Below are 24,849 nucleotides of genomic sequence, written 5' to 3'. Positions count from 1 at the left end.
GAGACGGTGATCACATGGGACGCGTCATCCATAAACATGCGTTGAGTGCGGCTAAAGGCCGCCTTATGGAAAGGCGGCCGAATACGCATTTCCGTTGCCCCGTCAACAAAGCGCGTAGGCAGGGTGGGTCCCGGTATCGGCTGTGAGCCGGCTCCCCCCGTACCGCTCGTGCCCCCCGTCGATGAGGGGTCGCCCCCCGGCGCCTCCGCCGTCGCCGTGCGTCGAGGACGACACGACCGGAGCCCTGGGTCCAAGGTCTGATCGGCACTCGGTGGCTCTTGCTGTTAGCGTGCACCTGCATACTATTCGCAAGAACGTCGGAGGACGTTGGACATGGCGCTCTACACGCTCCCTGAGCTTCCGTACGACTACTCGGCGCTCGCGCCGGTCATCAGCCCGGAGATCATCGAGCTGCACCACGACAAGCACCACGCGGCCTATGTGAAGGGCGCCAACGACACGTTGGAGCAGCTCGCCGAGGCGCGCGACAAGGAGACGTGGGGCTCGATCAACGGCCTGGAGAAGAACCTGGCCTTCCACCTCTCCGGGCACATCCTGCACTCCATCTACTGGCACAACATGACCGGCGACGGCGGCGGCGAGCCGCTGGCGGCCGACGGTGTCGGCGAACTGGCCGACGCCATCGCCGAGTCGTTCGGCTCGTTCGCCGGCTTCAAGGGTCAGCTGTCCAAGGCGGCGGCCACCACCCAGGGTTCGGGCTGGGGCGTGCTCGCCTACGAGCCGCTCAGCGGCCGCCTGATCGTGGAGCAGGTCTACGACCACCAGGGCAACGTCGGCCAGGGCTCCACGCCGATCCTGGTCTTCGACGCCTGGGAGCACGCCTTCTACCTCCAGTACAAGAACCAGAAGGTGGACTTCATCGAGGCCATGTGGCAGGTCGTCAACTGGCAGGACGTGGCCAAGCGCTACGCCGCCGCCAAGGAGCGCGGCGACAGCCTGCTCCTGCGCCCCTGACCCCCCGGCTCAGGCGGTCGTCCCGCCGGTGATCGTCTTCTCGCCCCTCACCGGCAGGCGCTCGACGGAGGGCTCCCCCGGCACCCCGCCGGCGGGAGCCCTTCCGCGTCCGACGCCACCCGTCGGTCCCGACGGTTCGCCCTGAACCTTCCAGGGCGCGCCCGACCCTGGATGCGGGGGCAAGGCCGCCGTGCGGGGAAGCCGGTGCGAGGAGGCCGGCGGTTCGGTCCTGACCCACGCCGACGGCGTGCCCGTGTTCCGGACGCTCACCTCCGGCTGCGGGTCGCCACCGACACCGGGTACTCGGTAGCCGACCGCGCGCTCGAGCCGCACGGCGGCTACGGCTACCTTGGCGAGTCCGGCATCGAGAACATCGTCCGTGGCCTGCGCGTCCACCGGATCCTGGAAGGAACCAACGAGCTCATGCGTGTCATCGTGTCCCGCGGCCCGACGGAGGCGTCCGGATGAGCGGCGGCGAGGAACCCGTCCTGCTGCACACCGACGGCCGGGCAGCCCACATCGTCCTCAACCGGCCCAGGGCCCTCAACGCCCTCAACCACGAGATGGTCCGCCGCATCGACGAGGCGCTGACCGTGTGGGAGGACGACCCCGCGGTACGCACCGTCGTCATCACCGGGGCGGGGGAGCGCGGACTGTGCGCGGGCGGTGACATCCGCGCCGTCCACGACGACGCCCGCGACGGCGATGGCAGCGCCGCGGCCGCCTTCTGGCGCGACGAGTACCACCTCAACGCCCGAATCGCCCGCTACGCGAAGCCCTATGTCGCCGTCATGGATGGCATCGTCATGGGCGGCGGCGTCGGTGTCTCCGCGCACGGCAGCGTCCGGATCGTCACCGAGCGGTCGCGGATCGCCATGCCGGAGACCGGCATCGGTTTCGTCCCCGACGTCGGCGGCACCTACCTGCTCGTCCAGGCCCCGGGCGAACTGGGCACCCATCTCGCGCTGACGGGCGCCGGGATCGGCGCCGCCGACGCCCTGCTGTGCGGCCTCGCCGACCACTACGTGCCGTCCGCCGCGCTCGGGCGTTTCCTCGACGACCTCGCGGACCTGCCCGTACGAGACGTCCTGGCCCGCCATGCGCAGCCGCCACCGCGAGGTGTGCTCGCCGGGCGGCGGGAGTGGATCGACGCCTGCTACGCCGCCGACACCGTCGAGGAGATCCTCGACCGGCTGCTGACCGACGGCGGCCCGGAGGCGAAGGAGGCGGCCGAGACCCTGCTCGGCAGGTCGCCCACCGCACTGAAGGCCACACTGGCCGCCCTGCGCCGCGCCCGGCGACAGGGAACGCTGGAGCGGGTCCTCGACCAGGAGTACCGCGTCTCCTGCGCCGCCCTGAGCACCCCCGACCTGGTGGAGGGCATCCGCGCCCAGGTCATCGACAAGGACCGTAGCCCGCGTTGGTCCCCCGCCACCCTCGCCGAGGTCACCGACGCCGATGTCGCACGCTTCTTCGCTCCGCTCGGCGACCGGGAACTGGGGCTGGCCGGGCCCGGGGCGGGCACGGAGGGAGTCTGACGAGCCGAACGGCCGCCGTCCCGCCCTCACCGGTCGGCGGCGGTCCCTGATGGCGGATATGAGAGAAAGGTCGCGGCCCGGCGGACGGACACGGTCTTGGCCATGTTCGCCACACACGCTACGGTCTTGACCGATACCGACGACGGCGAAACGGAAGCCGGTGTGAAACCGGCACGGTCGCGCCACTGTGTGCGCGGCGCCTCGGCCGAGGCGCCGCGCGAGTCAGACCCGTGGCCGTCGTCCACCGCACCACCGAGATGGGACGCGAACTCCCAGAGGAGGCCCCTGCCATGGCGCAGCATGTCGCCCAGCCGACAGTCACCACTCCCGCCCTTCCCACCAAGCTGCCGCTGAAGGCGATAGCTCCCTGGGCGGTCTTCTTCGGCATCCTGATGCTGGTCCTGCTCTACTTCGTCGGCGCCGAACAGGGCGCCACCTCCGTGTTCAACGGCACGGACGTCCACGAGTGGGTGCACGACGCCCGCCACCTCCTCGGCTTCCCCTGCCACTGACACGAGGGACGCCGCACAACCATGAACTCCCCAACCGTAAGGAATCTGCTCGTCCGGGGCATGCTCGCCGGCCTGGCAGCGGGCGTGCTCGCCCTGGTCGTCGCCTACCTGCTCGGTGAGCCGAGCGTCGACAAGGCGATCGGCTTCGAGGACGCCCACTCCCACGAGCACGAGATGGAGGTCGTCTCCCGCTCCCTGCAGTCCACCGCGGGCCTCGCCACCGGCGTCCTGGTCTACGGGGTCGCCTTCGGCGGCATCGCCGCGCTCGCCTACTGCTTCGCCCTCGGCCGCGTCGGCCGGTTCGGACCGCGGGCGACCGCGCTGTTGCTGTCCGGCTGCGCACTGCTCGCCGTGTACGTGGTGCCGTTCCTGAAGTACCCGGCCAACCCGCCTTCGGTCGGCGACCCCGACACCATCGGCAAGCGGACCAGCCTGTACTTCCTGATGATGCTGCTCAGCGTCCTCCTCGCGATCGCCGCCACCCTCCTGGGCAAGCGGCTCGCGCCCGCGCTCGGTACCTGGTGGGCGACCGTGACCGCGGTGGCCGCCTTCGCCGTCGTGATCGGAGTGGCCTATGGGTTCCTGCCGGCCGTCGACGAGGTGCCGAAGGACTTCCCGGCCGCCCTGCTCTGGCGGTTCCGGCTGTCCGCGCTGGCCATCCAGGCCGTGCTGTGGGGCGGATTCGGGCTGCTCTTCGGGGAGTTGGCCGAACGGCTGCTGAACCCCAAGCCGGTGACGGCGTCGGCCGCTCGGATGGTGCCGACGGCGCGCTGACCCACTTCCGGACAGCGTGAGGGCCCCGTGGAGCCATCCCGGGGCCCTCACGCGTTCCGCCCGACACGGCAAGCCGCCCGAGGGGAAGGCGGCACCCAGGTGGGAAGGGGAGGAGCCCGATGGCCGGACGGCCCCAGCCGCGTCGCATCACCCTCGCGGGGCGCGAGGCGGTCGCGCTCCCTCCGAAGGAGCACGAGCAACTGATCGCCGGCCGAGAGCAGTTCGGCGGCCGGAGCGTGAGGGTGCGGGTCCTCGCCCAGCAGGCGAAACGCACCGCACGGCTCGTGCACGACCTGGAGAGGCTGACAACGGACCCCTTCGACGGCTGTCCCGACCGGACCGGCCGGCCGCGGGAGCGCTGCACGCACCGAAGCCACGGCTCCCACCTAAGCGATGGCTCGCGCCGAGGCGATGGCGGACACGTCGCGCGGTGGGCGACTGCCTCTCCTGTGCGATAGCCGACCTCCCGCGCCGCCACCGCGACCCGGCGGCCGGTCCCCTGAACTGGCCGTCGGCAGAGCCTAGTCGGCGTCCCGCAGTGCGGGCGGACGACCGAGCCGCAGGTTCCAGCGACCGGACCGCCCACTGAGTTCCGTCACCGTCAGCGGGGGAACGTCCAGCCGCCAGAAGGCCGCGTCGGGCATCCCCAGCGCGCGGACGACCACCGCCCGCACCACATCCGGCTCGACGACGGCGAGTGTCCGTCCGTCCGTACGCGCCATGTCCGCCAGCCAGTTCGCGAGCCGCCCGCACAGATCCCGCACCGACTCGCCCCCGTGCGGCGCGCTTTCGGGGTCGGTGAGCCAGCGGCCCACCGCCTCCGGCTCGGCCGCCCCCACCTCGTCCAGCGTGCGCCCCCGCCAGCGGCCCACGTCGAGCCCCGCCAGTTCGGGCACCGCCGGCCCGTCGAGCCCCAGGGCCACCGCCGTCTGACGGCACCGCACGGCGGGCGACGTGAGGACCCGGCCCGCCGGGGGCAGCGCCCCCGCGGCCGCCCGGGCCCGGGCCGCCGCGACCTGGTCGATCGAGCCGCCGTCGTCGAAGCGAGCCTGTCGCGTCGACGCGCTCATGGCCGGCGAGACGAGGTACACACGGCTGGTCACGAAGCGCTCCTGTCTGCCGCCGTCATGGAGTGTGGGACTCGGCCTGGTAGGGCGCGTGGGTGCGCCGGTCGAGGTCGATGGCCGGTCGTCCACCGGCCGGCGGGCCCGCCCGCCGCGACCACGGCGCTCGCGGACCCGGCGTCCCGGCCCGAGGGGCGCCGCGCCCCGGGCGTCCCCAGGGGGATGTCCTCGGCGTGGACGAGCCGGTGGACGCGGAGTGCCGGAGGGTGCCGGCGCGGCCCGGCGTGGGCGCGAACCTCGCGGTCCACCGTTCGCCGGGTCATGGCACGCACCTCCTCCTCGCCCGCCCCGGACCGGGCATCACACGGTGGCGGTGGCGACGGCGACGGTTCTCGCGAACATAGCATCCGCATGGTGCGCGTCCACCACGTATGCGCAGGTCCGCGCCGTAGGGAGTCCGCGGAGCGGCACGCTTTCGCGCCGCACCCGGTGGCGGCCCCCACGCGGCGACCGCCACGGTCCCGCCGGCCTTCGGCTTGACCGCGCCCACGGACAAGCCGTTGGCGGGATGCCACACGCGTCCCGTAGGTTCCTTCCAGGACGTATGCGTGGGGGGAGGAAACCCGTGGTGACCGTGCCGACTTCGCTTGCCCCCGCCCACGATCCCGTGCACGCACGCGTCCCCACCACCCCCGCCGGGGGCACGGTCGTGCTGCTCAACGGCACGTCCAGCTCGGGAAAGTCCAGCATCGCCCGCGCCCTCCTGGAGGAGCTCGACGGCATCTGGTTCCATATGCCGGTCGACGCCTTCCACGCCATGCGCTGCCGACACCCCCTCGCCGACGAGGATTTGCGGGAAGAGATCGATCGCACCGCCAAGGGCTTCCACCGTGCCGTGGCCGGGATGGCCGCGGCGGGCAACAACCTGGTCGTGGACCACCCGCTGAGCCTGCGATGGCGGTTGCTGGACCTGCTCGACCTGCTCGTGCCCGCCGACACCGCCCTGATCGCGGTCCGTTGCCCCCTGCCCGAGCTGGAGCGGCGTGAACGCGAGCGCGGAGACCGGCAACCGGGACTGGCCGCCCTCCAGTTCGGTCACGTCCACGCGCACGGACGGCACGACCTGGACGTGGACACCAGCCTCCTCTCCCCGCGGGAATGCGCCCTGCGCATCCGGGACTTCCTGGCCGACCGGCCACGCCCCACCGCCTTCGAGGAACTACGCCGCACCCTCCGGCCGGGAGCCACGACCCCGGCCCGGACCACCGTGCAGAAGGGACCGCGATGACGACGCGAGCCGTCGACGGAAGCGCCGGCGACGCCGACTACAACCGGATCGGGGCAGGTTACTCGGTCCACCGCCGACCCGAGCCACGGATCGCGGCCCTGATCGAGCGGGCGCTGGCCGGCGCGCGCACCGTGGTCAACGTGGGCGCCGGTGCCGGCTCGTACGAGTCGACGGCCTTCGACGTCACACCGGTGGAACCGTCCGCCTCCATGCGCGCCCAGCGGCCCGCGCACCTGCCGCCCGCAGTGGACGCGGTGGCCGAGCGACTGCCCTTCCCCGACGCCTCGTTCGACGCGGCGATGACCACCTTCAGCGTCCACCAGTGGAGCGGGCCGACCGAGGGCCTGCGGGAGATGCGCAGGGTCGCCCGGGGCCCCGTGGTCGTCCTGACCTGTGACCCGGCGAGGGTACGGGACTTCTGGCTGTACGACTATGCGCCGGGGGTGCTGGACACCGAGGCCCGGCGCTACCCCGCCCTCGACGACATCACCGCCGCGCTGGGCGGCCGGGCCGACATCACCCCCGTGCCGATCCCCGCCGACTGCGTCGACGGGTTCAACGAGGCCTACTACGCCCGTCCGGAGCGGCTGCTCGACCCGGCCGCCCGCCAGTCCTGCTCGGCCTGGAGCTTCGTCGACGCCGAACAGGCACGACGCTCCACCGAACGGCTCCGCGCGGACCTCGACTCCGGCGCCTGGGACGAGCGGTACGGCCGACTGCGCCGGCAGCCCTTCCTGGAAGGGTCGCTGGTCCTCGTCCGGGCCGTGCCCTGACCGCTCAGGTCGGCGGGCGTGTGTCGCCCGGCACCGGGGGCAGCGCGAGGTGGGCGAGATCACCGGGCGGCGGCGTGGACACGGGCCACAGCGGGGCGGCGGTGCCGTCGGCGAGCGCGGCCGGCGCGTCCGTGAGGTTCATGCGCTCGCGCAACCTGCCGTAGAAGTCCGTCGGACCCAGCCGCACCGCCTTGAGCCGACGGGGCGCGGCGTACACCCCGATCCAGTCCCCGGGGCTCAGCACACCGCGCAGCTGCCCGTCGACGCTGACCGCGGCCTGGCCGGACCGTTCGAGCACCCGCAGGGCCACCGGCTCGTCGGGCGCGGCCACGACCGAGCGGTTGAACACCATGTGCGGGGCGACCGGCGTGAAGACCAGGCCCTCCGCGCGGGGCGAGACGACCGGGCCACCGGCGGCGAAGCTGTACGCGGTGGAGCCCGTCGGTGTGGCCACCAGCAGTGCGTCGGCGGAGTAGGAGGCGAGCAGCCGGCCGGCCAGATAGACGCCGACCGACACCTGCCGGTCCCGGGCCAACTTCTCCAGGACGACGTCGTTCAGCGCGAAGATGTTCAGCGCCACGCCCCAGTCGCCGCCCGCCTCGCAGTCCACCCGGACCCGGGGCGGCGGCAGCAGCGGGCCCCGGCCGTAGCTCAGCACTTCCTCCATGTGGGCGGGCACCTCCAGCCGGCACGACGCCCGCATGGTCAGCAGCATCCGGCTCTCGACGTTGATCCTGTCCTGCAGGATCGCGTCCAGCGCGGCACGGACGGCGGGTGCCGGCACCTCGGTCAGGAAACCGACCCGGCCGAGATCGACGCCGAGCACCAGGGCGTCGTTCTCCGCCGCCAGCCGCGCACCGCGCAGGAAGGTGCCGTCACCGCCCAGGGTGACGATCAGGTCCGGATCACCCGCGGTGTCCATCTCCTCGCGGGCACTGTGCCGCTCGCCCTGCTGCCACACGTCGATGTCGGTACACCCCACGGCGTGCTCGTCGCACCACTCGCGCACGGCCCGCGCCGCCGCCACGGCCTCCCCACGTCCTCCGTGCACCACCAGGCCGACACGGTTCACGGTCATAGCCGCCTCCCAGCCGTCTCTCCCGCCGACGACCATCCTCGCCGCGGCGGGCACCGCTCAGCGGGGCGCCACGCCGCCGGATGTCGTGCCGACGGTGTCGTCCGGCGCGGTCACCGGCCGGATCCGGACACGGACCCGGGTACCCCGGGCCGCTCACCTGAGTACGGCTCCTCGGATCGCCGCCCGCGGACGGCCGGTGCCCGTGGCCGGACCGGCGGGCAGAGGCGCCTGACGCGGGTCCGGTCCGGGGACCGCCCGGTCAGCCGGCCGTGCCGAAGTCCTGGGTCCAGTAGCTGCCGGGCTGGGCGAGACCCACGCCGATCTCCTTGAACGCGCAGTTGAGGATGTTGGCCCGGTGGCCCGGGCTGGACATCCAGCCCGCCATGACCTGGTCCGCCGTGGTGTAGCCGTAGGCGATGTTCTCCCCGTAGCTGCTCCAGGAGTAGCCGGCACCGGTGATGCGGTCGCCGGGGGACGAGCCGTCGGAGCCGGTGTGCGACATGTTCTGGTGGGCCGCCATGTCCGCGCTGTGGTCCTGGGCTGCCTTGGTCAGCTTCGGGTTCAGGGCCAGGTCCTGGCAACCGGCCTTCTCCCGCTCGTCGTTCACGAGCCGCAGGATCTGCGCGGTGGTCCCGGACGCCGTGGCGGTGGCCTCCGGCGTGCTCGCCGCGGCGGGGGTGCTCGGAGCGGCGGGAGCGGCGGGAGCCGCGGGTACGGCGGGAACGGAGGGTGCGGCGGAAGCGTCGGAGGCGGTGGCCACGGGGCCGCCGGGGTGGTGATGCGTGGCTCGCGGAGCGCGATGAGCGGTGGTCCGCGCGGCCCGCTTGTGAACCACGACCCTCTTCTCGACCTTTTCGGCCTTCTCGGCCCCTGCGGCACTCGGCCGAGCGGTCGCGGGCGGTGCGGCCGGTGCGGTGGTCTGCCCCCCGAGGGCGGACTGCCACTGCGGCACGGCCGCACTCGTCTGTCCCACGAGCGCGTTCGCCGCGGCCGCGTGGGACGGGTCTTCCCCGCCGTACGGCCAGTCGGAACACGCCAGGGCCACGGACGGCACCCCCACGGCTCCCACGGCCACGGCGGTGACGACTATCCGCCGGTACTTCTGCGTCCTGCGGTGCTGGCCCATACGTCAACCTCACTCAGTGATCGCGGAGCGCTCATTCTCGGGACGGCTCCACAAGGAGCGCAAAGGACCCTGCTACTAGCCCTCTTAGTAGTCATTCCTGACCCTTGTCAGGCGAGCGAAGAAGTGCCGCCTTCGCACTAGCGACGTTTGCTCACATCTGTCGTGGTGTCAGGAAGGCGTGCGCGAGAACGACTACGGGAAGGTGTCGGGTGCCGGGGGTGCCCTCGGTCGAAGCGGCCATCACGCCTATGGCAAGACGGACAAATACTGAATATCGCTGGAGTGGCGTCTACTATCCGGCCCGCTTAGTGGTCGGCACCGTTGTGAGGGATATCACCCTGGATCGGAGCCTGGGTGGCCCGGGGACTCGGCGCCCGAGGCGCAGCTGCGAACAAACCCGGGACCCCGGTCCGCCGCTCGCGCATGCCCCGCACCCCACCGGGTACGCGAGGCTGAGCACGCCCGCGGCCAGCCGGTCCAGGCGGCCGTAAGACCACCGCTACCAGGGGACCTGCCATGGAGACACCCGCACACGACGACCTGCCGACGCCGGCCCAGCAGGCGCTGGACGCGCTGACCGTGAACGCCGAGGACCAGGCTGCCCTGGACACCCTCGCCCAGACCGACGTACTCGTCCCGGTGCCGGACGACGCGGTGGACGGGGAGGGCGCCGACGGCGAGACCGTGGCCCTGCCCATCCTGGAACAGCCCGGCGGCGAGCCGGTCGTCCCGGTGTTCACCACGGAGGGCGAGATGGTCGAACTCCTGCCGTTCGTCTCGCGCTACCGCCTGATCCCGCTGGGCGCGCTCGCCTCGCAGTGGCCGGACGAGGACCTCTCCCTCGCCATCGACGGCAGCTCGTCCCACGCGCTCACCCTCACCTCGCAAGGGGTGCGCACCCTGCTCGCCCGCTGACCCCACCGGGGTGGGCGGACCCGGTCGCGCTCACCCCGGGGGGCGGCCTTCCGGGCGACAGAATGACGCCATGGAATTCCTCTCCGGCATCGCCGGGGCACTGGTCCTCGCGCTGGTGCTGAGCAGTGTCCTGCGCACCCTCGTCGTTCCCCGGGGCCTGTACTCCGTGCTGGTGTTCCGTCTGTGGTGGCTGCTGCGCCGGGCCCTGCGCCTCACAACGGCTCCGCGCGGCGGGTACGACGCCATCGACCGTAAGCAGACCTGGCTCGCCCCGCTGATGCTGATCGGCATGCTCGTCTGCTGGCTGGTCGGAGCCCTCGTCGGCTACGGGCTCCTGCTGCACGCGCTGTCCCCGCTGTCCTGGACCACCGCGTTCCGGGAGGCGGGCTCCAGTCTGTTCACGCTCGGTTTCGCCAGCGGCGCCCGGCTGAAGCTGTCCGTGCTCGACTTCATGGCCGCGGCCACCGGACCGATCCTGATCGCCCTCCAGATCGCCTACCTGCCCACTCTCTACGCCGCCTACAACCGCCGGGAGCTGGAGGTCACCCTGCTCCTGGCCCGGGCCGGCGAACCCGCCTGGGGGCCGGAGATCCTGGCCCGGCAGTGGCTGGTGGACACCGAGACCGCGCTGCCGCAGCTGTACCGCGCCTGGGAGCGGCTCGCCTCCGACATGGGCGAGAGCCACTCCACCTATCCGGTCCTGCTGACCTTCCGCTCGCCGCGGCCGTACCGCAGCTGGCTGGTCGGACTCGTCGCCGTGATGGACGCGGCGGCCCTCCAGCTCGCCCTGGCCCCCCGGTCCGCCCCGCCGGAGGCCCGGCTGGTGTTGCGGGCCGGATTCACCGCGCTGCGGGACATCGCCCGGGCCCTGCGCATCCCCTTCGACGCCGACCCGTCACCACAGGCGCCGGTGCGGCTCTCCTTCGCCGAGTTCGACGCCGCGGCGGCGATGCTTGAGACGGCCGGTTTCCGGTCCGAGCGCTCACCGAAGGAGGCCTGGCCGCACTTCCGGGGCTGGCGGGTCAACTACGAGGCGATCGCCTACGAGCTGTGCCGCCGCTGCGACGCCGTACCCGCCCTGTGGACCGGCCCGCGCGACTTCCCCGGCGCGCCGATCCCGCCGCTGCGCCCGATGGACCGGCGGCCGCCCGCAGGACGGCCGGAACTGCCCCCCGCCGAGGGGTAGCTCCCGTCCCTCCGCAGGGAAGATCCCAGCGGGGGACACGTCCGGGCGAGCACGAGGGAGCGGATGGTCGTGAGGGTCGTCCTGCTGGGCACCGCCGCCGGGGGCGGCTTTCCGCGCTGGAACTGCGCCTGTGAGCTGTGCGCCGCCGCCCGGGGCGGCCGACTGCCCTCCCGGACCCGGGAGTGCGCGGCCGTCACCGGAAACGGCCGGGACTGGTGGCTGCTGAACGCCTCGCCCGACCTGCGCGCCCAGCTCGCCGCGACCCCGGCGCTGTGGCCCGGTCCGGGGCGGCGGGGCTCCCCGCTGCGCGGGGTGCTCCTCACCGACGCCGAGGCCGACCACGTCGGCGGTCTGGCCGAGCTGCGCGGGGCGCCGGATCTGAAGGTGTACGCGGCTTCGCCGGTACGCGCCGTCCTGGGCCAGGCCCGGGCCGCGCTGGACCGGTACGCGCCTTGGGAGTGGGCGGACAGCCTGGCCGACGGCGGCTTCGTGCTCGCCGGCGGGCTGGTGGTCACGGCTCACCCGATGGACACGACAGTCCCCGGGTACGTCCCCGCGCGAGTGCCGTCGCCCGCGGGCCCCTGGGTGACGGCGTACCGCGTCGAGGACCTGGCCGGCGGGGGAGCGCTGCTCTACGCGCCGGGCGTCGGGTCCTGGAGCCCCGCCCTGGACGAGCTGTGCGCCGAGGCCGACTGCGTCCTGCTGGACGGGACGTTCTTCGCGGCCGACGAGACGGACGCGGCGCGGCCCGGCACCGGAGAGCCGGCCGTACGAGGCCCGGCGCCCCCGCCCGGAGGACGGCCGCCGGTCGGGGCACACCCGCCGCTCACGGGCCGGCTTCCGGTCGCGGGACATCTGCCCGTCGTGGGCCCGGACGGCACGCTCGCCGCACTCGCCCGGCACCTCGGCGTACGGCGGGTCTACACCCACCTCAACCACACCAACACCCTGCTGGATCCCGCCTCCCCGGCCCGCGCCTTCGTCACCGCCGAGGGCGTCGAGATCCTGCCGGACGGAGCCGAGCTGGTGATCTGAGGGCCTCTCGTCCAGATCTTGCCCGGGTCGCGGAGTCGGGTAGGCCGTGCGGCGCCCCCGATCCCGGCCGGCCCGACCCGGAAGAGGGGCCCTAGCGGTCCTGCCCGACCAGCATGCGCTGCAACACGGCTCGCTGGACCGGCAGCACCTCGGTGTGCAGTGCGCGGCCCTTGGGGGTGAGGGCGACCCACACCCCGCGCCGGTCCTCCACGCACACCGAGCGCTCCACCAGGCCGTCCTTCTCCAGCCGGCCGATCAGCCGGGACAGTGCGCTCTGGCTGAGATGGACCCGCCCGACGAGGTTCTGCACCCGGCAGTGGTCGCCCTCCCGGAGGGATTCGGACGCCAGGATGTCCAGCACCTCGAAGTCGCTGGCGCCCAGCCCGTGCGGGTGCAGCGCCCGGTCGATCTCGCACATCGTGCGCGCGTGGACCGACAGTATCCCCCGCCACCGTTCCTCGAGCCGGGCGTCGGCCGTCTTGACTGCCATACCCGCACCGTAGCACCGATTCAGCCAATAATTGATTGTGCAACTAGTGTGCTGTGCGGGCGGCTCCGCGAGCCTCAGGCAGCCGGGTCCTGGAGCAGCCCCACCAGATTGCCGTCCGGGTCCTTCACCGACGCGATCAGCCGGCCGTTGCCGACGTCCCGCACGTCCTGGAGCACCTCGGCACCCGCCGCCAACAGGGCCGCGAGCCGCTCACGGAGATCGGTGACGTGCCAGAACGGCACCGGCCCGGTCATGCCCTGCGCATGCCCGTTCGGGTCGAGGCCGATGTCCTGCCCGGCCGCCTTGAAGCCGATGTAGTACGGCTCGTCGGCGTACGGCTCGACGCCCAGCAGGGCGGTGAACAGCGCCTTGGCCCGCTCCGGGTCCTTGACGGGGTAGATGATCGTCTGCACGCCTGCGGTCACAGGGCTCACTCCTTCTGAGGTGCGGGGCCCGGCGGTCGCCCGCCGGTCCCTTCACGCTAGGCCCGGGCGGCCCGTCACGGCTTCTCCGATCCTGACCGGTCCCCGACGGGCCACCCGGCTGCGCGCCGACCCGGCACCCCGTCGGCCGCCACCCGGGTACCTGGCCCGTCCATCCCGCTCTCCGTCGTACGGCCGTCCGGTACCGGACAACGGTCGCCGAGTCCCGGACGCGACGGCATCGCCCGCGCCACAGTGGGGAACAACGCGTGGAGGAGGCCGGGACGGAGGACGGACGGATGACGGGCACCCCCTCGGGCCGCATACGACAGACCATCCTGGAGTGGCTCAAGGACCCGGCGGAGCACTTCCCGGCCGTCGGCCACGGCGCCCCCGCCACGGCCGGCGTCACCGTCCGGGCCGTCGCCGCCAAGCTGGGCGTGCCTCGCCGGACAGCCGCCGCCCATCTGGACCTCCTCGCCCGCCTCGGGCTGCTGCGCGTCCGGCGCAGCCGCTGCCGCCGCTACTACCGGCGCGACGAGATCCGCATCGCCGAGGTGACGCGGATGTTCGAGAAGGGCTGGTGAACACCGAGTCACCGATCGTGGGCCCGATCCGGCGGCCCGGGTGCCAGGATGGGCCGACCGACGGCGAAGGGCACCGCACATGGACCGGACCACGGAACTCGTCCCGCTGCACTACGTCTTCCTGGGCGCCCGCGGCCCCGAGGACGTGATCGCCGACGCGCACGGGCGTGTGCTGACCGGAGTGGAGGACGGACGCATCCTGCGCGTCCACCACCTCGGCGACCCGCCCACCGCCCGGGTGGAGGTGCTGGCCGAGACCGGTGGGCGCCCCCTGGGGCTCGAACTCGCCCCCGACGGAAGCCTGTTGGTGTGCGACGCGGAACGCGGTCTGCTGCGCGTCGACCTCGGCGACGGCACCGTGCGCGTCCTCGCGGACTCGGTGGCGGGGGAGGGGCTGCGCTTCTGCAGCAACGTCGTCGCCCTGCCCGACGGCACCGTGTTCTTCACCGTCTCCAGCCGCCGCTATCCGCTCCACCAGTGGATCGGCGACATCGTCGAACACACCGGCACCGGACGGCTGCTGCGGCTCGCGCCCGACGCCACCGAACCCGAAGTGCTGCTCGAGGGGCTGCAGTTCGCCAACGGCCTGGTCGTCGGCGGTGACGGCTCCTTCCTGGTGCTCGCCGAGACCGGTGCCCGCCGTCTGACGCGCTATCACCTCACCGGCCCGCGCGCCGGACACACGGACCTGTTCGCCACCCTCCCGGGCATGCCGGACAACCTCTGGCGCGCGGGCCCGGACGGCCCCCTCTGGGTCGCGCTGGCCGGCCCCCGCGTGCCCGCGCTGGACCTGCTGCACCGCACTCCGCCCGCCGTCCGGGCCACCGCCGCCCGCGCCGCCGTACACGCGCCGTTCCGGCCGGGCGGCACCGTCGGTGTGCTCGCGTTCGACGACGAGGGACACACCGTGCACCACCTCACCCGCCGCCGCTCCGGCTACCGCATGGTCACCAGCGTCTGCGTGAGCGGCGACCACCTGGTCCTCGGCAGCCTCCGGGAGCCGGGCGTCGCGGTCTGCGCGCTCCCCGCCGGGTGAGCCGGGCGGTGTCCCGGCGGTACCCTGGTGCCCGGCCGTGATCACCCGTGGGGGCGGGCCGGACAGGAGTGACGTACGACGATGACAGCCCCGGAAGCCGAGAGTGTGCGCACCCGTCCCGAGCCCCGGCGGCGGTCCGGGCGGGGTGCACAGGCGGCCGTCGTCGCGGTGGTCGCGCTCGGCGGCGCCCTCGGCGCGTCGGCCCGCTACGCGCTCACCCTCCACTGGCCCACGCCGGCCGGGAGCTTTCCCTGGGCGATCTTCTGGACCAACGTCACCGGATGCGCGGTGATCGGCGTGTTCATGGTGCTCGTCACCGATGTATGGGCCGCCCACCGCCTCGTCCGCCCGTTCTTCGGCACCGGCGTGCTCGGCGGCTTCACCACCTTCTCCACCTACGCCGTCGACGTCCGCGGACTGCTCGACGCCGGCCGCCCCGGCCTGGGGCTCGGCTATTTGGCCGCGACCGTGTTCGCGGCCCTTACCGCGGTGTGGCTGGCCTCGGCCGCCGCCCGCCGCGTGCTGACCGGGAGGCGGCGATGACGTCACTCAGCGGCCGGGCCCTCCGGCTGACCGTCTACCTCGACGAGGGCGACACCTGGCACCACCGGCCCCTCTACTCCGAGATCGTGCACCGGGCGCATGCCGCGGGGCTCGCCGGGGCCAGTGTCTTCCGGGGTATCGAGGGCTTCGGCGCCTCCGCCCGCATCCACACCTCCCGCCTGCTGTCCCTGAGCGAGGACCTGCCGGTCGCGGTGGTCGTCGTGGACACGGAGGAGCACGTCCGGGCGTTCCTGCCGCGGCTCGGTGAAGTGGTCGGCGACGCCCTCGTGACACTGGAGGAGTGCGAGGTCGTCCGGCGCCAGGGCGGCGCGCCCGGCCCGGGCGCGCCGGACCCGGGGGGTAAGAAGTCGTCGTGAACTGGCTGCTGGTCATCGCGGGAGCCGCCGTCGGCGCGCCCCTGCGCTATCTCACCGACCGTGCCGTACAGGCCCGGCACGACTCGCTGTTCCCCTGGGGCACCTTCGTGGTGAACGTCACGGGATGTCTGGTCCTCGGCCTGCTCACCGGTGCCGCGTCCGCCGGAGCCGCCGGATCCCACCTGCAACTCCTGCTGGGCACCGGGCTGTGCGGGGCGCTGACGACGTACTCGACCTTCTCCTACGAGACCCTGCGGCTGACCGAGGCCGGGTCCGGGCTCTACGCTGCCGTCAACGTCGTCGCGAGCGTGGCGGCGGGGCTCGCCGCGGCCTTCGCCGGTGTCTCGCTCGCCGCAGCCCTGTGGGGTTAGGCGCCTGCCGCGCGGCCGGACACAGCAAGTACTGTCTACAGCACTGTCGACCCACTCTCCTCAGAACTGGATCCCATGAGCGCCATCTCCGTCGGTCAAGCCGTCGTCCTCGGAGTCGTCGAGGGGGTGACGGAGTTCCTCCCGGTGTCCTCCACCGGACATCTGAAGATCGCCGAGGGACTCATGGACATCCCGGTCGACGACAAGTCCGTCGTCGGGTTCTCCGCCGTCATCCAGGTCGGCGCCATCGCCGCCGTGCTCGTGTACTTCTTCAAGGACATCAAGCGGATCGTCTCCGCCTGGTTCCGCGGTCTGACCCACCGCGAGGAGCGTTACCACCACGACTACAAGTTCGCCTGGTGGGTCATCGCCGCGACCATTCCGATCGTCGTGGTCGGCCTGGCGGCGAAGCCGCTCATCGACGGTCCGCTCGCCTCGCTCTGGGTCGTGGCCGGCTCGCTCATCGTCGGCTCGGGCGTGATGTGGGCCGCCGACCAGATGGGCCGCCACAAGCGCGGGGAGGACGACACCTCCTTCAAGGACGCCATGTGGGTCGGCTGCTCCCAGATCCTCGCCCTGCTCTTCCCCGGCTTCTCCCGCTCCGGCGCCACCATGTCCACCGCGCTCATCCTCGACCTGGACCGCGTCGCCGCCACCCGCCTGTCGTTCTTCCTCGGCATCCCCGCCCTGACCGGCGCGGGCGTGTACGAGCTGAAGGACGCCCTCGGCGCGGGCGTGGGCGCCGCCCCGCTGGCCATCGGCACGGTCGTGTCCTTCGTGGTGGCCTACGCCTCCATCGCCTGGCTGCTGAAGTTCGTCGCCAAGCACTCCTTCAACGCCTTCGTGATCTACCGGCTCGTCATCGGCGCGGCCCTGCTCGGGCTGCTCGCCACCGGCACGCTCAGCGGCTGAGCGGCCCCTGCCGATCACCCACGGGGTGCGGATGCCTGGACCAGGGCGCCGCACCCCGTTCTCGTCTCCCCACCTCGCTCCCGGGGCCCGCCTTGACAGGTTCGGCCCGGAACCCGCAGGATCGCATCCGTGAACCTGTCAGACAGCCAGACAGGTGGTGCGGGTCCGAGGCGCGTGAGCGCCATGGAAGCGGTCCTCGTCCACCTCCGTGACGCCATCGAGCGCGGCCGGTACGCCGTCGGCGACAAGCTGCCCTCAGAGGCCGAGCTGTGCCGCACCCTCGAGGTCTCCCGGCCGGTGCTGCGCGAGGCGCTGCGCGCGCTGCAGACGATGGGGCTGACCGTCTCCCGGACCGGCAAGGGCACCTTCGTCGTCGCCAACGCCGTGGAGGACCCCACCTTCGGCGACTACGCGGCCAGCGACCTGCTCGAGGTGCGCCGCCACATCGAGATCCCCGTCGCCGGATACGCGGCCCTGCGCCGCACCCCGGAGAACCTGGACCACCTGGCCCATCTGCTCGACCGCATGCGGCGGGAGACGGACACCACGGCCTGGGTCGCGATGGACACCCTCTTCCACCTCGCCGTGGCCGAGGCCGCCCAGAACCCGGTCTTCCGCCGGGTCATCGAGGAGATCAGGGACGCGCTGGCACGCCAGTCGGCCTTCCTCAACGAACTGGGCGGCCGCCGGGAACAGTCCGATCGCGAACACCGGGCCATCCTCGAGGCGCTGGCCGACGGCAGCGAGCACGACGCCGTGGAGGCCATGAGCCACCACCTGGACCGCGTGGAGACGAGCCTCACCGACATCGTGCGCGCCCGGCGCACGGATCTCCCGACACCGGCCGGACCCCTGGCATGAGCGCGCAGCACGGCGAGGACCTCGTCGCGCGGCGTCTCGCACCCGGGAAGAGTCCCGCGCCCCGCTCCCGCTCCCGGTTCACGGTGATCGGGAACCTCGCGGCGCCGGTCGCCGACCGCTACCGCGGCGGCACGGCGCGCATATCCACCGGCGCGGACGCGTGACCCGCGTGCCGGCCGAACCCGACCCCGAGACGCAGGCAGTGATGTACAGCAGTTCCCTGGCCGAAGCGCCCGTCGTGCGCGAGCCCCTCCACGCGCCCGTCGCCCACCTCGTCCGCGGCGGAGTCGTCGAGGGCGTCCACCACGGCTCGGTCGTCGTCCTCGACGCCGACGGCCAGGTGGGCTTCCAACTCGGCGACATCGAGGCCGCCTTCTACCCCCGCTCGGCCCTCAAGCCGGTCCAGGCCGTGGCCATGCTGCGGGCCGGACTGCCCCTGGACGGCGAACTGCTGTCGCTGGCCGCCGCGAGCCACTCCGGCGAGGAACGCCACCTCGCCGGCACCCGGCGCATCCTCGAACTCGCCGGGCTGACGGAGGACGATCTGCGCAACGTCCCCGACCTGCCCTACGACCCCGCCGTCCGGGACGCCTGGGTCCGCGCCTCCCGGCCGGCCTCCCGGCTCGCCCAGAACTGCTCCGGCAAGCACGCCGCCATGCTCTGGACGGCCAAGCTCAACGGTTGGTCCCTGGAGGACTACCTCGACCCGGCGCACCCGCTCCAGCAGGCCATCGCCGAGATCGTCGAGGACCTCACCGGTCAGCGTGTCGCCCGCGTCACCGTCGACGGCTGCGGCGCCCCGCTGTTCTCCATATCGCTGCACGGCCTCGCCCGCGCGCTCTCCCGGATCACCGCCGCCGTGCCCGGTACGCCCGAGGCCCGGGTCGCCGACGCGATGCGCACGCACGCCGAGATGGCCTCCGGCTCCGGCCGCGACGTCGCCGCGCTGATCCGCGCCGTGCCCGGGCTGCTCGCCAAGGACGGTTTCGAAGGCGTCCAGGTGGCCGCGTTGCCGGACGGCCGCGCGATCGCCGTCAAGATCGCCGACGGCGCCAACCGGGCCCGTGTCCCGGTCGCCGCGGCGGCGCTCGCACGGGCCGGCGTCGACCCGGCGCTGCTGACCGGGTTCGCGGGGGAGCCGCTGCTCGGGGGAGGGGAGCCGGTGGGAGGCGTGCGCGTCGTACGCGCGCTGGACCCGCTCCCGCTCCCGGCGTGCGCCTAGCTCACCGCCGTATGGGCCGCGCCCGTGCGCGGGGCGACCCGCGGCTCTGCCCGTGCACGGGCGGTCCACAGCCGATTCCGGGCGGGGGCCGGCCGTGGGCCGGGGCCGGCCGGGTGCGTGGGTCGCCCCCGGCCTGCCCGGCCTGCCCGGGCCGCCCCGTCCTCCGGCGTCCGTGCGGCCGTGCGTCCGTGACCGGTCGCGCCCGCGCCACGGCATCCGCACCGCCGGCCGGTGACTCCTCCATCACCTGAAGCCCCTCCGCCTCAAGCCCCCCGCCGCGTCCGCCCGTTCCACGCCCGCACCCCCGGGCCCGGACCGCTCGCGTCCCATCCTCCGGAAAGAGATCCCTTCGCCATGACCGCCGCCACCCGCAGCGAACACGATCTGCTCGGCGACCGGGACGTCCCCGCCGACGCGTACTGGGGTATCCACACCCTGCGCGCCACGGAGAACTTCCCCATCACCGGCACCCCGATCTCCGCCTACCCGCATCTCATCGACGCCCTGGCCTCCGTCAAGGAGGCCGCCGCGCTCGCGAACGAGGAACTCGGTCTGCTGGAGCCCGAGAAGGCCGCCGCGATCGTCGCCGCGTGCCGGGAGATCCGCGCCGGCCGGCTGCACGACCAGTTCGTGGTGGACGTCATCCAGGGCGGTGCCGGCACCTCCACCAACATGAACGCCAACGAGGTCGTGGCCAACCGGGCGCTGGAACTGCTCGGCCACGCCAAGGGGCGGTACGCGCGTCTGCACCCCAACGAGGACGTCAACCTCGGCCAGTCCACCAACGACGTCTACCCGACCGCCGTGAAGATCGCGACGGTGTTCGCGGTGCGTGGACTGCTCAAGGCGATGGCCGTCCTCCAGGACGCCTTCGCGGGCAAGGCCCTGGAGTTCCGTGACGTGCTCAAGATGGGCCGCACACAGTTGCAGGACGCCGTGCCGATGACCCTCGGCCAGGAGTTCTCCGCGTTCGCCGTCATGATCGAGGAGGACCGCAGCCGGCTCGCCGAGGCCGTCGAACTGATCCAGGAGATCAACCTGGGCGCCACGGCCATCGGCACCGGCCTGAACGCCCCCGCCGGATACGCCGAGGCCGCCCGCCGGCATCTGTCCGCCATCACCGGTCTGCCCCTGGTCACCGCCGCCAACCTGGTCGAGGCCACCCAGGACTGCGGTGCGTTCGTGCAGATGTCCGGCGTGCTCAAGCGGATCGCGGTCAAACTCTCCAAGAGCTGCAACGACCTGCGGCTGCTGTCCTCCGGGCCGCGCGCGGGGCTGGGTGAGATCAACCTGCCGCCGGTGCAGGCCGGTTCGTCGATCATGCCGGGCAAGGTCAACCCGGTGATCCCGGAGGTGGTCAACCAGGTCGCCTTCGAGGTGATCGGCAACGACGTCGCCATCACCATGGCCGCCGAGGCCGGACAGCTCCAGCTCAACGCCTTCGAGCCGCTCATCCTGCACTCCCTGTCGGAGTCCGTCACCCATCTGCGCAACGCCTGCCTCACCCTGGCCGAGCGCTGCGTCCGCGGCATCACCGCCAACACCGAGCGGCTGCGGGCGACCGTCGAGAACTCCATCGGTCTGGTCACCGCCCTGAACCCGCACATCGGCTACACGGCCGCCACCGACATCGCCAAGGAGGCCCTCCTCACCGGCCGTGGCGTCGCCGAACTGGTCTTGGAAAAGGGCCTGTTGCCGGCCGACACGCTGGCCGGCCTGCTGCGCCCCGAGATCCTCGCGGGCAGCGGGTCACCTACCGTCTGACCTGCGAGTACGCGGGCGCCGACTCGTTGCGGGACCGGCCTGGAGGCACAATGGTGATCATGACAACGACGTCGTCCCACACCTACCTGCCGGTCCTGGAGCGCATCGCCGACGAGATCAGCCGCACACCCGGGCGCGGCCGTCCCGCCGACTACATACCGGCCCTCGCGGCCTGTGACCCGCGCAGCTTCGGCATGGCGGTCGCGGAGCCGGACGGCACGGTGTACGGGGTGGGGGACTGGCGCCGGCCGTTCTCGGCGCAGTCCCTCACCAAGGTCTTCACGCTCGCCCTGGACCTGGCCCGTGAGGGCGACGAACTCTGGGAGCACGTGGGCCGCGAGCCCTCCGGCAACCCGTTCAACTCACTGGTGCAGCTGGAGTACGAGAACGGCATCCCGCGCAACCCGTTCATCAACGCGGGCGCACTCGTCGTCACCGACCGCCTCCAGACCCGTACCGGGGACGCGGCCGGTGAACTGCTGGCCTTCCTGCGCGCCGAGAGCGGCGACGAGACCCTCGACTTCGACATGGACGTCGCCGCCTCCGAGACCGCGCACGGCGACCGCAACGCCGCCCTGGGCCACTTCATGGCCTCCTACGGCAACATCGACAACGAAGTCCCGGTCCTGCTCGACCAGTACTTCCGCCAGTGCTCCATCGCCGCTTCCTGCGCCGACCTGGCCCTCGCCACCGGCTTCCTCGCCCGGCACGGCATCCGTGCCGACGGCTCCCGGCTGCTCACCCGCAGCCAGGCCAAGCAGGTCAACGCGGTCATGCTGACCTGCGGCACCTACGACGCGGCCGGTGACTTCGCCTACCGGGTGGGCCTGCCCGGCAAGAGCGGGGTCGGCGGCGGGATCATCGCCGTCGTACCGGGCCGCTGCACGCTGTGCGTGTGGAGCCCGGGGCTGGACGAGCGCGGCAACTCGGTGGCCGGAGTGGCGGCACTGGACCGCTTCACGACCCTCACCGGTCTCTCGGTCTTCTGACCGCGCCCGCACTGCGGTCATGTCGGGGCCGACCGCCGGTGAGGGCACCACTCGCCACAGCGGGCGGGCCGGTTCGCCGAGGTGCGCCTGCGCGGCGCCGAGGGTGCGGCCACCTCGGGGCGGCCTCCTCGGCAAGCGACCCGCCGGGCCGGACGGGGCCATGGTCGTAAACGTCCATGGGGGCGTCCGTACCGGCCTGCCCCAGCGACCGGCGGCTGCGGAGATCGACGGGGGATGCCGTGGTCCACAGGACGGCCCGCCTGGTCCGCTGTGACTGCCGCCGTCGTTCGCCGTGCCGGTGCGCGTCGGGCACCCGCGGGTCGCGGGCACCCTGTACGCGGTGCGGCGGTGGGTCAGCCGGGCCCGCTTCGGCCGCCCTTGGCCCGCAGCCGCAGCGCCACGGCCCCGGCGCCGAGTCCGGAGAGCCCGGCGACGACGGCGGTGCCGGACCAGCCCGAGTCGTCGTCCGGGACCTGCGAGGCGGACGCCGCCGCCACCGGGGCGGCCGTCGCCGGCGCGGACTTCACGCGCAGCCCGTCCAGCGAGCCGACCGGGTCCACCAGTCCGGCCGACGCGAAGCCCCAGTCGAGCAGCCTGCGGGCCTCCTCGTACACCGCGAAACCGCCGCCCTCCTGGGGATTCATCACGGTCACCACGAGCGTGCGGCCGCCCCGGCGGGCCGCGGCCACGAGCGTGTTGCCCGCGTTGCTGGTGTAGCCGTTCTTGATGCCGATCAGCCCCGGGTAGGGCGCCACCCCGTCCTCGCCGGTCAGCAGCCGGTTGGTGTTCTCGATCGCGTACGACGACCCGTCACCGGGGAAGCTGGCCTCGGCGGTGCCGCAGTACCGGGCGAAGTCGGGGTTGTGCAGCCCCGCGCGGCCGAAGACGGCCAGGTCGTAGGCGGAGGAGACCTGGCCGGGGGCGTCGTAGCCGTCGGGGGAGACGACGTGGGTGTCCAGGGCGCCGAGCGAGCGGGCCTTCTCCTGCATCCGCTTGGCCGTGGCCTGCCAGCCGCCGCCGAGGGAGGCGAGCACGTGCACGGCGTCGTTCCCGGAACTGAGGAACACCCCGTGCCACAGGTCGGAGACCTGGTAGCTGTGCCCTTCCTCGACCCCGACCAGGCTGCTGCCCTCGCCGACGTCCGCCAGCTCCTTGTAGCTCACGGTGTGCCGCAGCCCGCTGGGCAGCCCCGGCAGCACGGTGACCGCGAACAGGGTCTTCAGGGTGCTCGCGGGCGGCAGCGCGCGGTGCGCCTCGTCCGAGGCGAGCACATTGCCGTTGTCGGCGTCGGCGACCAGCCAGGACAGCGCCGACACCTCCGGCAGCGCGGGGGCGCCCCGGTGCGGCCGGACCTGTGCGCCCTGGTGGTAGAGCAGGGACGGACCCGGCATCGCAGCCCGGGGCGGTGGCGCGGGCTCCTTGGAGCGGGCTCCGGCGGCTGCCGTGGCCGGCGTGAGCGCCAGCACGCCTGCCACGCACAGGGCACAGGCTGACGCGGCCGTCCGATGAGAAAGTCCGGTGATCATATATTCAACGTACGAAGGTGAGCGCCGTGTGCGCGTCGGCCGGGCCGTTCGGCCCAGGGGAGCAACCCGGATGATGCACCCGGGCCGCCTGGGGGGCCGGGTCAGCCCGTGGGCAGGGTGGGCCGGATCTGCCGCAGGAACGTGGCGTTGTCGGGGGTGCCGCGCAGCCGCTCCAGGAGGGTGTCCAGGCCGTTCGAGGCGCCGTCGCGGGAGCGCAGGGCGCGGCGCAGACCGTGTACGGCCGACAATTCGGCCGGAGTGAGGAGGAGTTCCTCGCGCCGGGTGCCGGTGGTGTCGATGTCCACGGCCGGGAAGACACGGCGGGAGGCCGGTTCCCGGTCGAGGCGGAATTCCATGTTGCCCGTGCCCTTCAGCTCTTCGAAGAAGTAGCCGTCGGCGCGGGAGCCGGTGTCCACCAGCGCGGTGGCGAGGATGGTGAGCGAGCCGCCCTCCTCGGCCTGACGGGCGGCGCCGAAGAACCGCTTGGGGCCGAGCAGCGCGCCCGCGTCGACCCCGCCGCTCAGGGTGCGGCCGCCGGCGGCGGAGGCGTTGTTGTGCGCCCGGCACAGCCGGGTCAGCGAGTCCAGCAGGATGACGACGTCCTCACCGGCCTCGACCAGGCGCTTCGCCCGCTCGACGACGAGTTCGGCGAGGGCGATGTGCTCCTTGGCCGACCGGTCGAAGGTGGAGGCGTACACCTCGCCGTGCACCGAGCGGCGCATCTCGGTGACCTCTTCGGGCCGCTCGTCCAGCAGGAGGACCATCAGCCGGCACTCGGGGTGGTTGCCGGCCACGGCGGCGGCCAGCTGCTGGAGCAGTACGGTCTTGCCGCTCTTGGGCGGGGCCACGATCAGGCCGCGCTGACCCTTGCCGACGGGGGCGAAGAGATCGGTGACGCGGCCGGCGAGCCCGGACGCGGGGTGTTCGAGGCGCAGGCGCCGGTGCGGGTGGAGCGGGGTCAGATCGCGGAAGTTCCGGCGCGAGCGCGGGTCCGCCGGGGTACGGCCGTCGACCCGGGCGATGTCGGTGAGGGCGCGCTGGGTGCCCCGCAAGCCTTCGACCAGGTCGCCCTTGCGCAGTCCGTACCGGCGGATCAGCGCCGCGGGGACCTGCGGGTCGGCGGGGGAGGACAGCAGGCTCGGGGCCCTCAGATGCCCCTTGCCGTGCGCGTCGATGTCGAGCACGCCGGTGACGAGCCGGGCGACGGGGGCCTGCGCGGCCGTCGCGAGGGGTTCGAGTGTGGTGGTCAAGGGGTGTCCTTTCGCGGACGGAACAGCGAGCAGAAGGGGGGAGAGGCCGCGAGCGGGAGGCGGGCACAGCTGCCTCCGGGCGGCGGGAAAAGCACCTCGGGCGGGGCACGGAAGGCCACGTCGGGAGGTGGTGTCGAGAAGCTGACGCGCCGGGAGCCGGAGAACCGGGAAAGCGACGGGTGGATCAGCGTGAGAGAGGAACTGGCACCGGCGGCCGCAGTCGGCGTGCACGAGT

At 73.0% G+C, this 24,849-nt stretch carries 27 protein-coding genes, 1 pseudogene and 1 riboswitch; of the genes and pseudogenes, 21 read left to right on the top strand and 7 right to left on the bottom strand.

Features of this window, described 5'->3' with window-relative positions:
• Positions 1-333 precede the first annotated feature (333 nt).
• From ACIBA9_RS07665 to ACIBA9_RS07645, 5 genes and pseudogenes are all read left to right on the top strand, one after another.
• Positions 334-975: a superoxide dismutase gene (locus tag ACIBA9_RS07665; protein WP_362165483.1), complete on the top strand. Its 642-nt coding sequence runs from the start codon at positions 334-336 to the stop codon at positions 973-975.
• Positions 976-1,254: 279 nt separating this feature from the next.
• Positions 1,255-1,443, top strand: a pseudogene (locus ACIBA9_RS07660) (acyl-CoA dehydrogenase family protein); the annotation flags it as partial.
• Positions 1,440-2,513, top strand: a complete 1,074-nt coding sequence (locus ACIBA9_RS07655) for an enoyl-CoA hydratase/isomerase family protein (RefSeq protein WP_399360607.1) — start codon at positions 1,440-1,442, stop codon at positions 2,511-2,513. The pseudogene ACIBA9_RS07660 and the gene ACIBA9_RS07655, both read left to right, overlap by 4 nt.
• A 105-nt stretch (positions 2,514-2,618) precedes the next feature.
• Positions 2,619-2,766, top strand: a riboswitch (cobalamin riboswitch).
• 37 nt (positions 2,767-2,803) lie between these two features.
• Positions 2,804-3,025 carry a CbtB-domain containing protein gene (locus ACIBA9_RS07650; RefSeq protein WP_362165485.1) on the top strand — a complete coding sequence of 74 codons (222 nt, stop codon included), beginning with the start codon at positions 2,804-2,806 and terminating at the stop codon, positions 3,023-3,025.
• Positions 3,026-3,046: 21 nt separating this feature from the next.
• On the top strand, positions 3,047-3,799 hold the full coding sequence (locus tag ACIBA9_RS07645) for a CbtA family protein (RefSeq protein WP_399360605.1): 753 nt from the start codon (positions 3,047-3,049) through the stop codon (positions 3,797-3,799).
• Between the two features lie 521 nt (positions 3,800-4,320).
• Here the strand turns inward: ACIBA9_RS07645 and ACIBA9_RS07640 are convergent.
• Positions 4,321-4,902: a histidine phosphatase family protein gene (locus ACIBA9_RS07640; protein ID WP_399360603.1), complete on the bottom strand. Its 582-nt coding sequence runs from the start codon at positions 4,900-4,902 to the stop codon at positions 4,321-4,323.
• 589 nt (positions 4,903-5,491) lie between these two features.
• Between ACIBA9_RS07640 and ACIBA9_RS07635 the strand changes: the two genes are divergently transcribed.
• Both ACIBA9_RS07635 and ACIBA9_RS07630 read left to right on the top strand, forming a co-directional pair.
• The gene (locus ACIBA9_RS07635; protein ID WP_399360601.1) at positions 5,492-6,151 is read left to right on the top strand and encodes a chloramphenicol phosphotransferase CPT family protein; all 660 of its coding nucleotides are present in this window, start codon (positions 5,492-5,494) and stop codon (positions 6,149-6,151) included.
• Complete coding sequence (locus ACIBA9_RS07630) at positions 6,148-6,924, top strand: class I SAM-dependent methyltransferase (protein ID WP_399360599.1); 777 nt, start codon at positions 6,148-6,150, stop codon at positions 6,922-6,924. Before ACIBA9_RS07635 ends, ACIBA9_RS07630 begins: the two co-directional genes overlap by 4 nt.
• Positions 6,925-6,928: 4 nt before the next feature.
• On the opposite strand, the gene ACIBA9_RS07625 is transcribed toward ACIBA9_RS07630, so the two are convergent.
• Entirely contained in the window at positions 6,929-8,002 is a 1,074-nt protein-coding gene (locus ACIBA9_RS07625) for an NAD(+)/NADH kinase (RefSeq protein WP_399360597.1), read from the bottom strand.
• Positions 8,003-8,261: 259 nt separating this feature from the next.
• A complete protein-coding gene (locus ACIBA9_RS07620; RefSeq protein ID WP_399360595.1) occupies positions 8,262-9,128 on the bottom strand; it encodes a CAP domain-containing protein in 867 nt (288 codons plus the stop codon).
• Positions 9,129-9,644: 516 nt separating this feature from the next.
• Here ACIBA9_RS07620 and ACIBA9_RS07615 point away from each other — a divergent pair.
• From ACIBA9_RS07615 to ACIBA9_RS07605, 3 genes are all read left to right on the top strand, one after another.
• Positions 9,645-10,043 (top strand): SseB family protein, encoded by a 399-nt coding sequence (locus tag ACIBA9_RS07615; RefSeq protein ID WP_362165491.1) that lies wholly within the window; start codon positions 9,645-9,647, stop codon positions 10,041-10,043.
• Between the two features lie 70 nt (positions 10,044-10,113).
• Positions 10,114-11,229 carry a hypothetical protein gene (locus tag ACIBA9_RS07610; protein WP_399360593.1) on the top strand — a complete coding sequence of 372 codons (1,116 nt, stop codon included), beginning with the start codon at positions 10,114-10,116 and terminating at the stop codon, positions 11,227-11,229.
• Between the two features lie 69 nt (positions 11,230-11,298).
• Entirely contained in the window at positions 11,299-12,264 is a 966-nt protein-coding gene (locus tag ACIBA9_RS07605; RefSeq protein WP_399360592.1) for an MBL fold metallo-hydrolase, read from the top strand.
• 91 nt (positions 12,265-12,355) lie between these two features.
• Here ACIBA9_RS07605 and ACIBA9_RS07600 read toward each other — a convergent pair whose 3' ends face one another.
• Both ACIBA9_RS07600 and ACIBA9_RS07595 read right to left on the bottom strand, forming a co-directional pair.
• On the bottom strand, positions 12,356-12,754 hold the full coding sequence (locus ACIBA9_RS07600; RefSeq protein WP_362165496.1) for a MarR family transcriptional regulator: 399 nt from the start codon (positions 12,752-12,754) through the stop codon (positions 12,356-12,358).
• A 74-nt stretch (positions 12,755-12,828) separates the two neighbouring features.
• Positions 12,829-13,179, bottom strand: a complete 351-nt coding sequence (locus ACIBA9_RS07595; RefSeq protein ID WP_362165498.1) for a VOC family protein — start codon at positions 13,177-13,179, stop codon at positions 12,829-12,831.
• Positions 13,180-13,475: 296 nt separating this feature from the next.
• Between ACIBA9_RS07595 and ACIBA9_RS07590 the strand changes: the two genes are divergently transcribed.
• The 11 genes from ACIBA9_RS07590 to ACIBA9_RS07540 all read left to right on the top strand — a co-directional run bounded on the left by ACIBA9_RS07590 (position 13,476) and on the right by ACIBA9_RS07540 (position 21,838).
• Complete coding sequence (locus ACIBA9_RS07590) at positions 13,476-13,763, top strand: ArsR family transcriptional regulator (protein WP_399360589.1); 288 nt, start codon at positions 13,476-13,478, stop codon at positions 13,761-13,763.
• Between the two features lie 79 nt (positions 13,764-13,842).
• Positions 13,843-14,799, top strand: coding sequence for an SMP-30/gluconolactonase/LRE family protein (locus ACIBA9_RS07585; RefSeq protein ID WP_399360587.1), 957 nt, complete (start codon positions 13,843-13,845; stop codon positions 14,797-14,799).
• Between the two features lie 81 nt (positions 14,800-14,880).
• Positions 14,881-15,342, top strand: coding sequence for a fluoride efflux transporter CrcB (gene crcB / locus ACIBA9_RS07580; protein ID WP_399360585.1), 462 nt, complete (start codon positions 14,881-14,883; stop codon positions 15,340-15,342).
• Complete coding sequence (locus tag ACIBA9_RS07575) at positions 15,339-15,719, top strand: DUF190 domain-containing protein (RefSeq protein WP_399360583.1); 381 nt, start codon at positions 15,339-15,341, stop codon at positions 15,717-15,719. The genes crcB (ACIBA9_RS07580) and ACIBA9_RS07575 overlap by 4 nt, the downstream gene beginning before the upstream one ends.
• Positions 15,716-16,090, top strand: a complete 375-nt coding sequence (crcB, locus tag ACIBA9_RS07570) for a fluoride efflux transporter CrcB (RefSeq protein WP_362165503.1) — start codon at positions 15,716-15,718, stop codon at positions 16,088-16,090. Before ACIBA9_RS07575 ends, crcB (ACIBA9_RS07570) begins: the two co-directional genes overlap by 4 nt.
• Positions 16,091-16,165: 75 nt before the next feature.
• Positions 16,166-17,002, top strand: coding sequence for an undecaprenyl-diphosphate phosphatase (locus ACIBA9_RS07565; protein WP_399360581.1), 837 nt, complete (start codon positions 16,166-16,168; stop codon positions 17,000-17,002).
• A 129-nt stretch (positions 17,003-17,131) separates the two neighbouring features.
• The gene (locus ACIBA9_RS07560; RefSeq protein ID WP_399360579.1) at positions 17,132-17,863 is read left to right on the top strand and encodes a FadR/GntR family transcriptional regulator; all 732 of its coding nucleotides are present in this window, start codon (positions 17,132-17,134) and stop codon (positions 17,861-17,863) included.
• Complete coding sequence (locus ACIBA9_RS07555; protein ID WP_399360577.1) at positions 17,860-18,027, top strand: hypothetical protein; 168 nt, start codon at positions 17,860-17,862, stop codon at positions 18,025-18,027. Before ACIBA9_RS07560 ends, ACIBA9_RS07555 begins: the two co-directional genes overlap by 4 nt.
• A 41-nt stretch (positions 18,028-18,068) precedes the next feature.
• Positions 18,069-19,085 (top strand): asparaginase, encoded by a 1,017-nt coding sequence (locus ACIBA9_RS07550; protein ID WP_399361255.1) that lies wholly within the window; start codon positions 18,069-18,071, stop codon positions 19,083-19,085.
• A 354-nt stretch (positions 19,086-19,439) separates the two neighbouring features.
• The gene (gene aspA / locus ACIBA9_RS07545) at positions 19,440-20,849 is read left to right on the top strand and encodes an aspartate ammonia-lyase (protein ID WP_399360575.1); all 1,410 of its coding nucleotides are present in this window, start codon (positions 19,440-19,442) and stop codon (positions 20,847-20,849) included.
• A gap of 50 nt (positions 20,850-20,899) precedes the next feature.
• Positions 20,900-21,838 (top strand): glutaminase, encoded by a 939-nt coding sequence (locus ACIBA9_RS07540; protein ID WP_399360573.1) that lies wholly within the window; start codon positions 20,900-20,902, stop codon positions 21,836-21,838.
• Between the two features lie 353 nt (positions 21,839-22,191).
• Here the strand turns inward: ACIBA9_RS07540 and ACIBA9_RS07535 are convergent, their stop codons facing one another.
• Positions 22,192-23,364: a D-alanyl-D-alanine carboxypeptidase family protein gene (locus ACIBA9_RS07535; protein ID WP_399360571.1), complete on the bottom strand. Its 1,173-nt coding sequence runs from the start codon at positions 23,362-23,364 to the stop codon at positions 22,192-22,194.
• Positions 23,365-23,465: 101 nt separating this feature from the next.
• Complete coding sequence (gene rho / locus ACIBA9_RS07530) at positions 23,466-24,647, bottom strand: transcription termination factor Rho (RefSeq protein WP_399361253.1); 1,182 nt, start codon at positions 24,645-24,647, stop codon at positions 23,466-23,468.
• Between the last annotated feature and the right edge of the window lie 202 nt (positions 24,648-24,849).

Origin of the sequence: Streptomyces sp. NPDC051452 (assembly GCF_044454765.1) — a bacterium.
Lineage (GTDB): Bacteria > Actinomycetota > Actinomycetes > Streptomycetales > Streptomycetaceae > Streptomyces.
The sequence above is the reverse complement of the archived record's forward strand: the minus strand, read 5'-3'. Positions and strand labels throughout refer to the sequence as shown.

Excerpts from the sequence above, each read along its gene's own strand:
- ACIBA9_RS07585 (WP_399360587.1), top strand. The coding sequence starts at position 13,843 with ATGGACCGGACCACGGAACTCGTCCCGCTGCACTACGTCTTCCTGGGC.
- ACIBA9_RS07550 (WP_399361255.1), top strand. The coding sequence starts at position 18,069 with ATGTACAGCAGTTCCCTGGCCGAAGCGCCCGTCGTGCGCGAGCCCCTC.
- ACIBA9_RS07590 (WP_399360589.1), top strand. The coding sequence starts at position 13,476 with ATGACGGGCACCCCCTCGGGCCGCATACGACAGACCATCCTGGAGTGG.
- ACIBA9_RS07620 (WP_399360595.1), bottom strand. The coding sequence starts at position 9,128 with ATGGGCCAGCACCGCAGGACGCAGAAGTACCGGCGGATAGTCGTCACC.
- ACIBA9_RS07610 (WP_399360593.1), top strand. The coding sequence starts at position 10,114 with ATGGAATTCCTCTCCGGCATCGCCGGGGCACTGGTCCTCGCGCTGGTG.
- ACIBA9_RS07575 (WP_399360583.1), top strand. The coding sequence starts at position 15,339 with ATGACGTCACTCAGCGGCCGGGCCCTCCGGCTGACCGTCTACCTCGAC.
- ACIBA9_RS07565 (WP_399360581.1), top strand. The coding sequence starts at position 16,166 with ATGAGCGCCATCTCCGTCGGTCAAGCCGTCGTCCTCGGAGTCGTCGAG.
- ACIBA9_RS07540 (WP_399360573.1), top strand. The coding sequence starts at position 20,900 with ATGGTGATCATGACAACGACGTCGTCCCACACCTACCTGCCGGTCCTG.
- ACIBA9_RS07615 (WP_362165491.1), top strand. The coding sequence starts at position 9,645 with ATGGAGACACCCGCACACGACGACCTGCCGACGCCGGCCCAGCAGGCG.
- ACIBA9_RS07625 (WP_399360597.1), bottom strand. The coding sequence starts at position 8,002 with ATGACCGTGAACCGTGTCGGCCTGGTGGTGCACGGAGGACGTGGGGAG.
- ACIBA9_RS07600 (WP_362165496.1), bottom strand. The coding sequence starts at position 12,754 with ATGGCAGTCAAGACGGCCGACGCCCGGCTCGAGGAACGGTGGCGGGGG.
- ACIBA9_RS07555 (WP_399360577.1), top strand. The coding sequence starts at position 17,860 with ATGAGCGCGCAGCACGGCGAGGACCTCGTCGCGCGGCGTCTCGCACCC.
- ACIBA9_RS07535 (WP_399360571.1), bottom strand. The coding sequence starts at position 23,364 with ATGATCACCGGACTTTCTCATCGGACGGCCGCGTCAGCCTGTGCCCTG.
- aspA (WP_399360575.1), top strand. The coding sequence starts at position 19,440 with ATGACCGCCGCCACCCGCAGCGAACACGATCTGCTCGGCGACCGGGAC.
- ACIBA9_RS07665 (WP_362165483.1), top strand. The coding sequence starts at position 334 with ATGGCGCTCTACACGCTCCCTGAGCTTCCGTACGACTACTCGGCGCTC.
- ACIBA9_RS07645 (WP_399360605.1), top strand. The coding sequence starts at position 3,047 with ATGAACTCCCCAACCGTAAGGAATCTGCTCGTCCGGGGCATGCTCGCC.
- crcB (WP_399360585.1), top strand. The coding sequence starts at position 14,881 with ATGACAGCCCCGGAAGCCGAGAGTGTGCGCACCCGTCCCGAGCCCCGG.
- ACIBA9_RS07630 (WP_399360599.1), top strand. The coding sequence starts at position 6,148 with ATGACGACGCGAGCCGTCGACGGAAGCGCCGGCGACGCCGACTACAAC.
- ACIBA9_RS07655 (WP_399360607.1), top strand. The coding sequence starts at position 1,440 with ATGAGCGGCGGCGAGGAACCCGTCCTGCTGCACACCGACGGCCGGGCA.
- ACIBA9_RS07650 (WP_362165485.1), top strand. The coding sequence starts at position 2,804 with ATGGCGCAGCATGTCGCCCAGCCGACAGTCACCACTCCCGCCCTTCCC.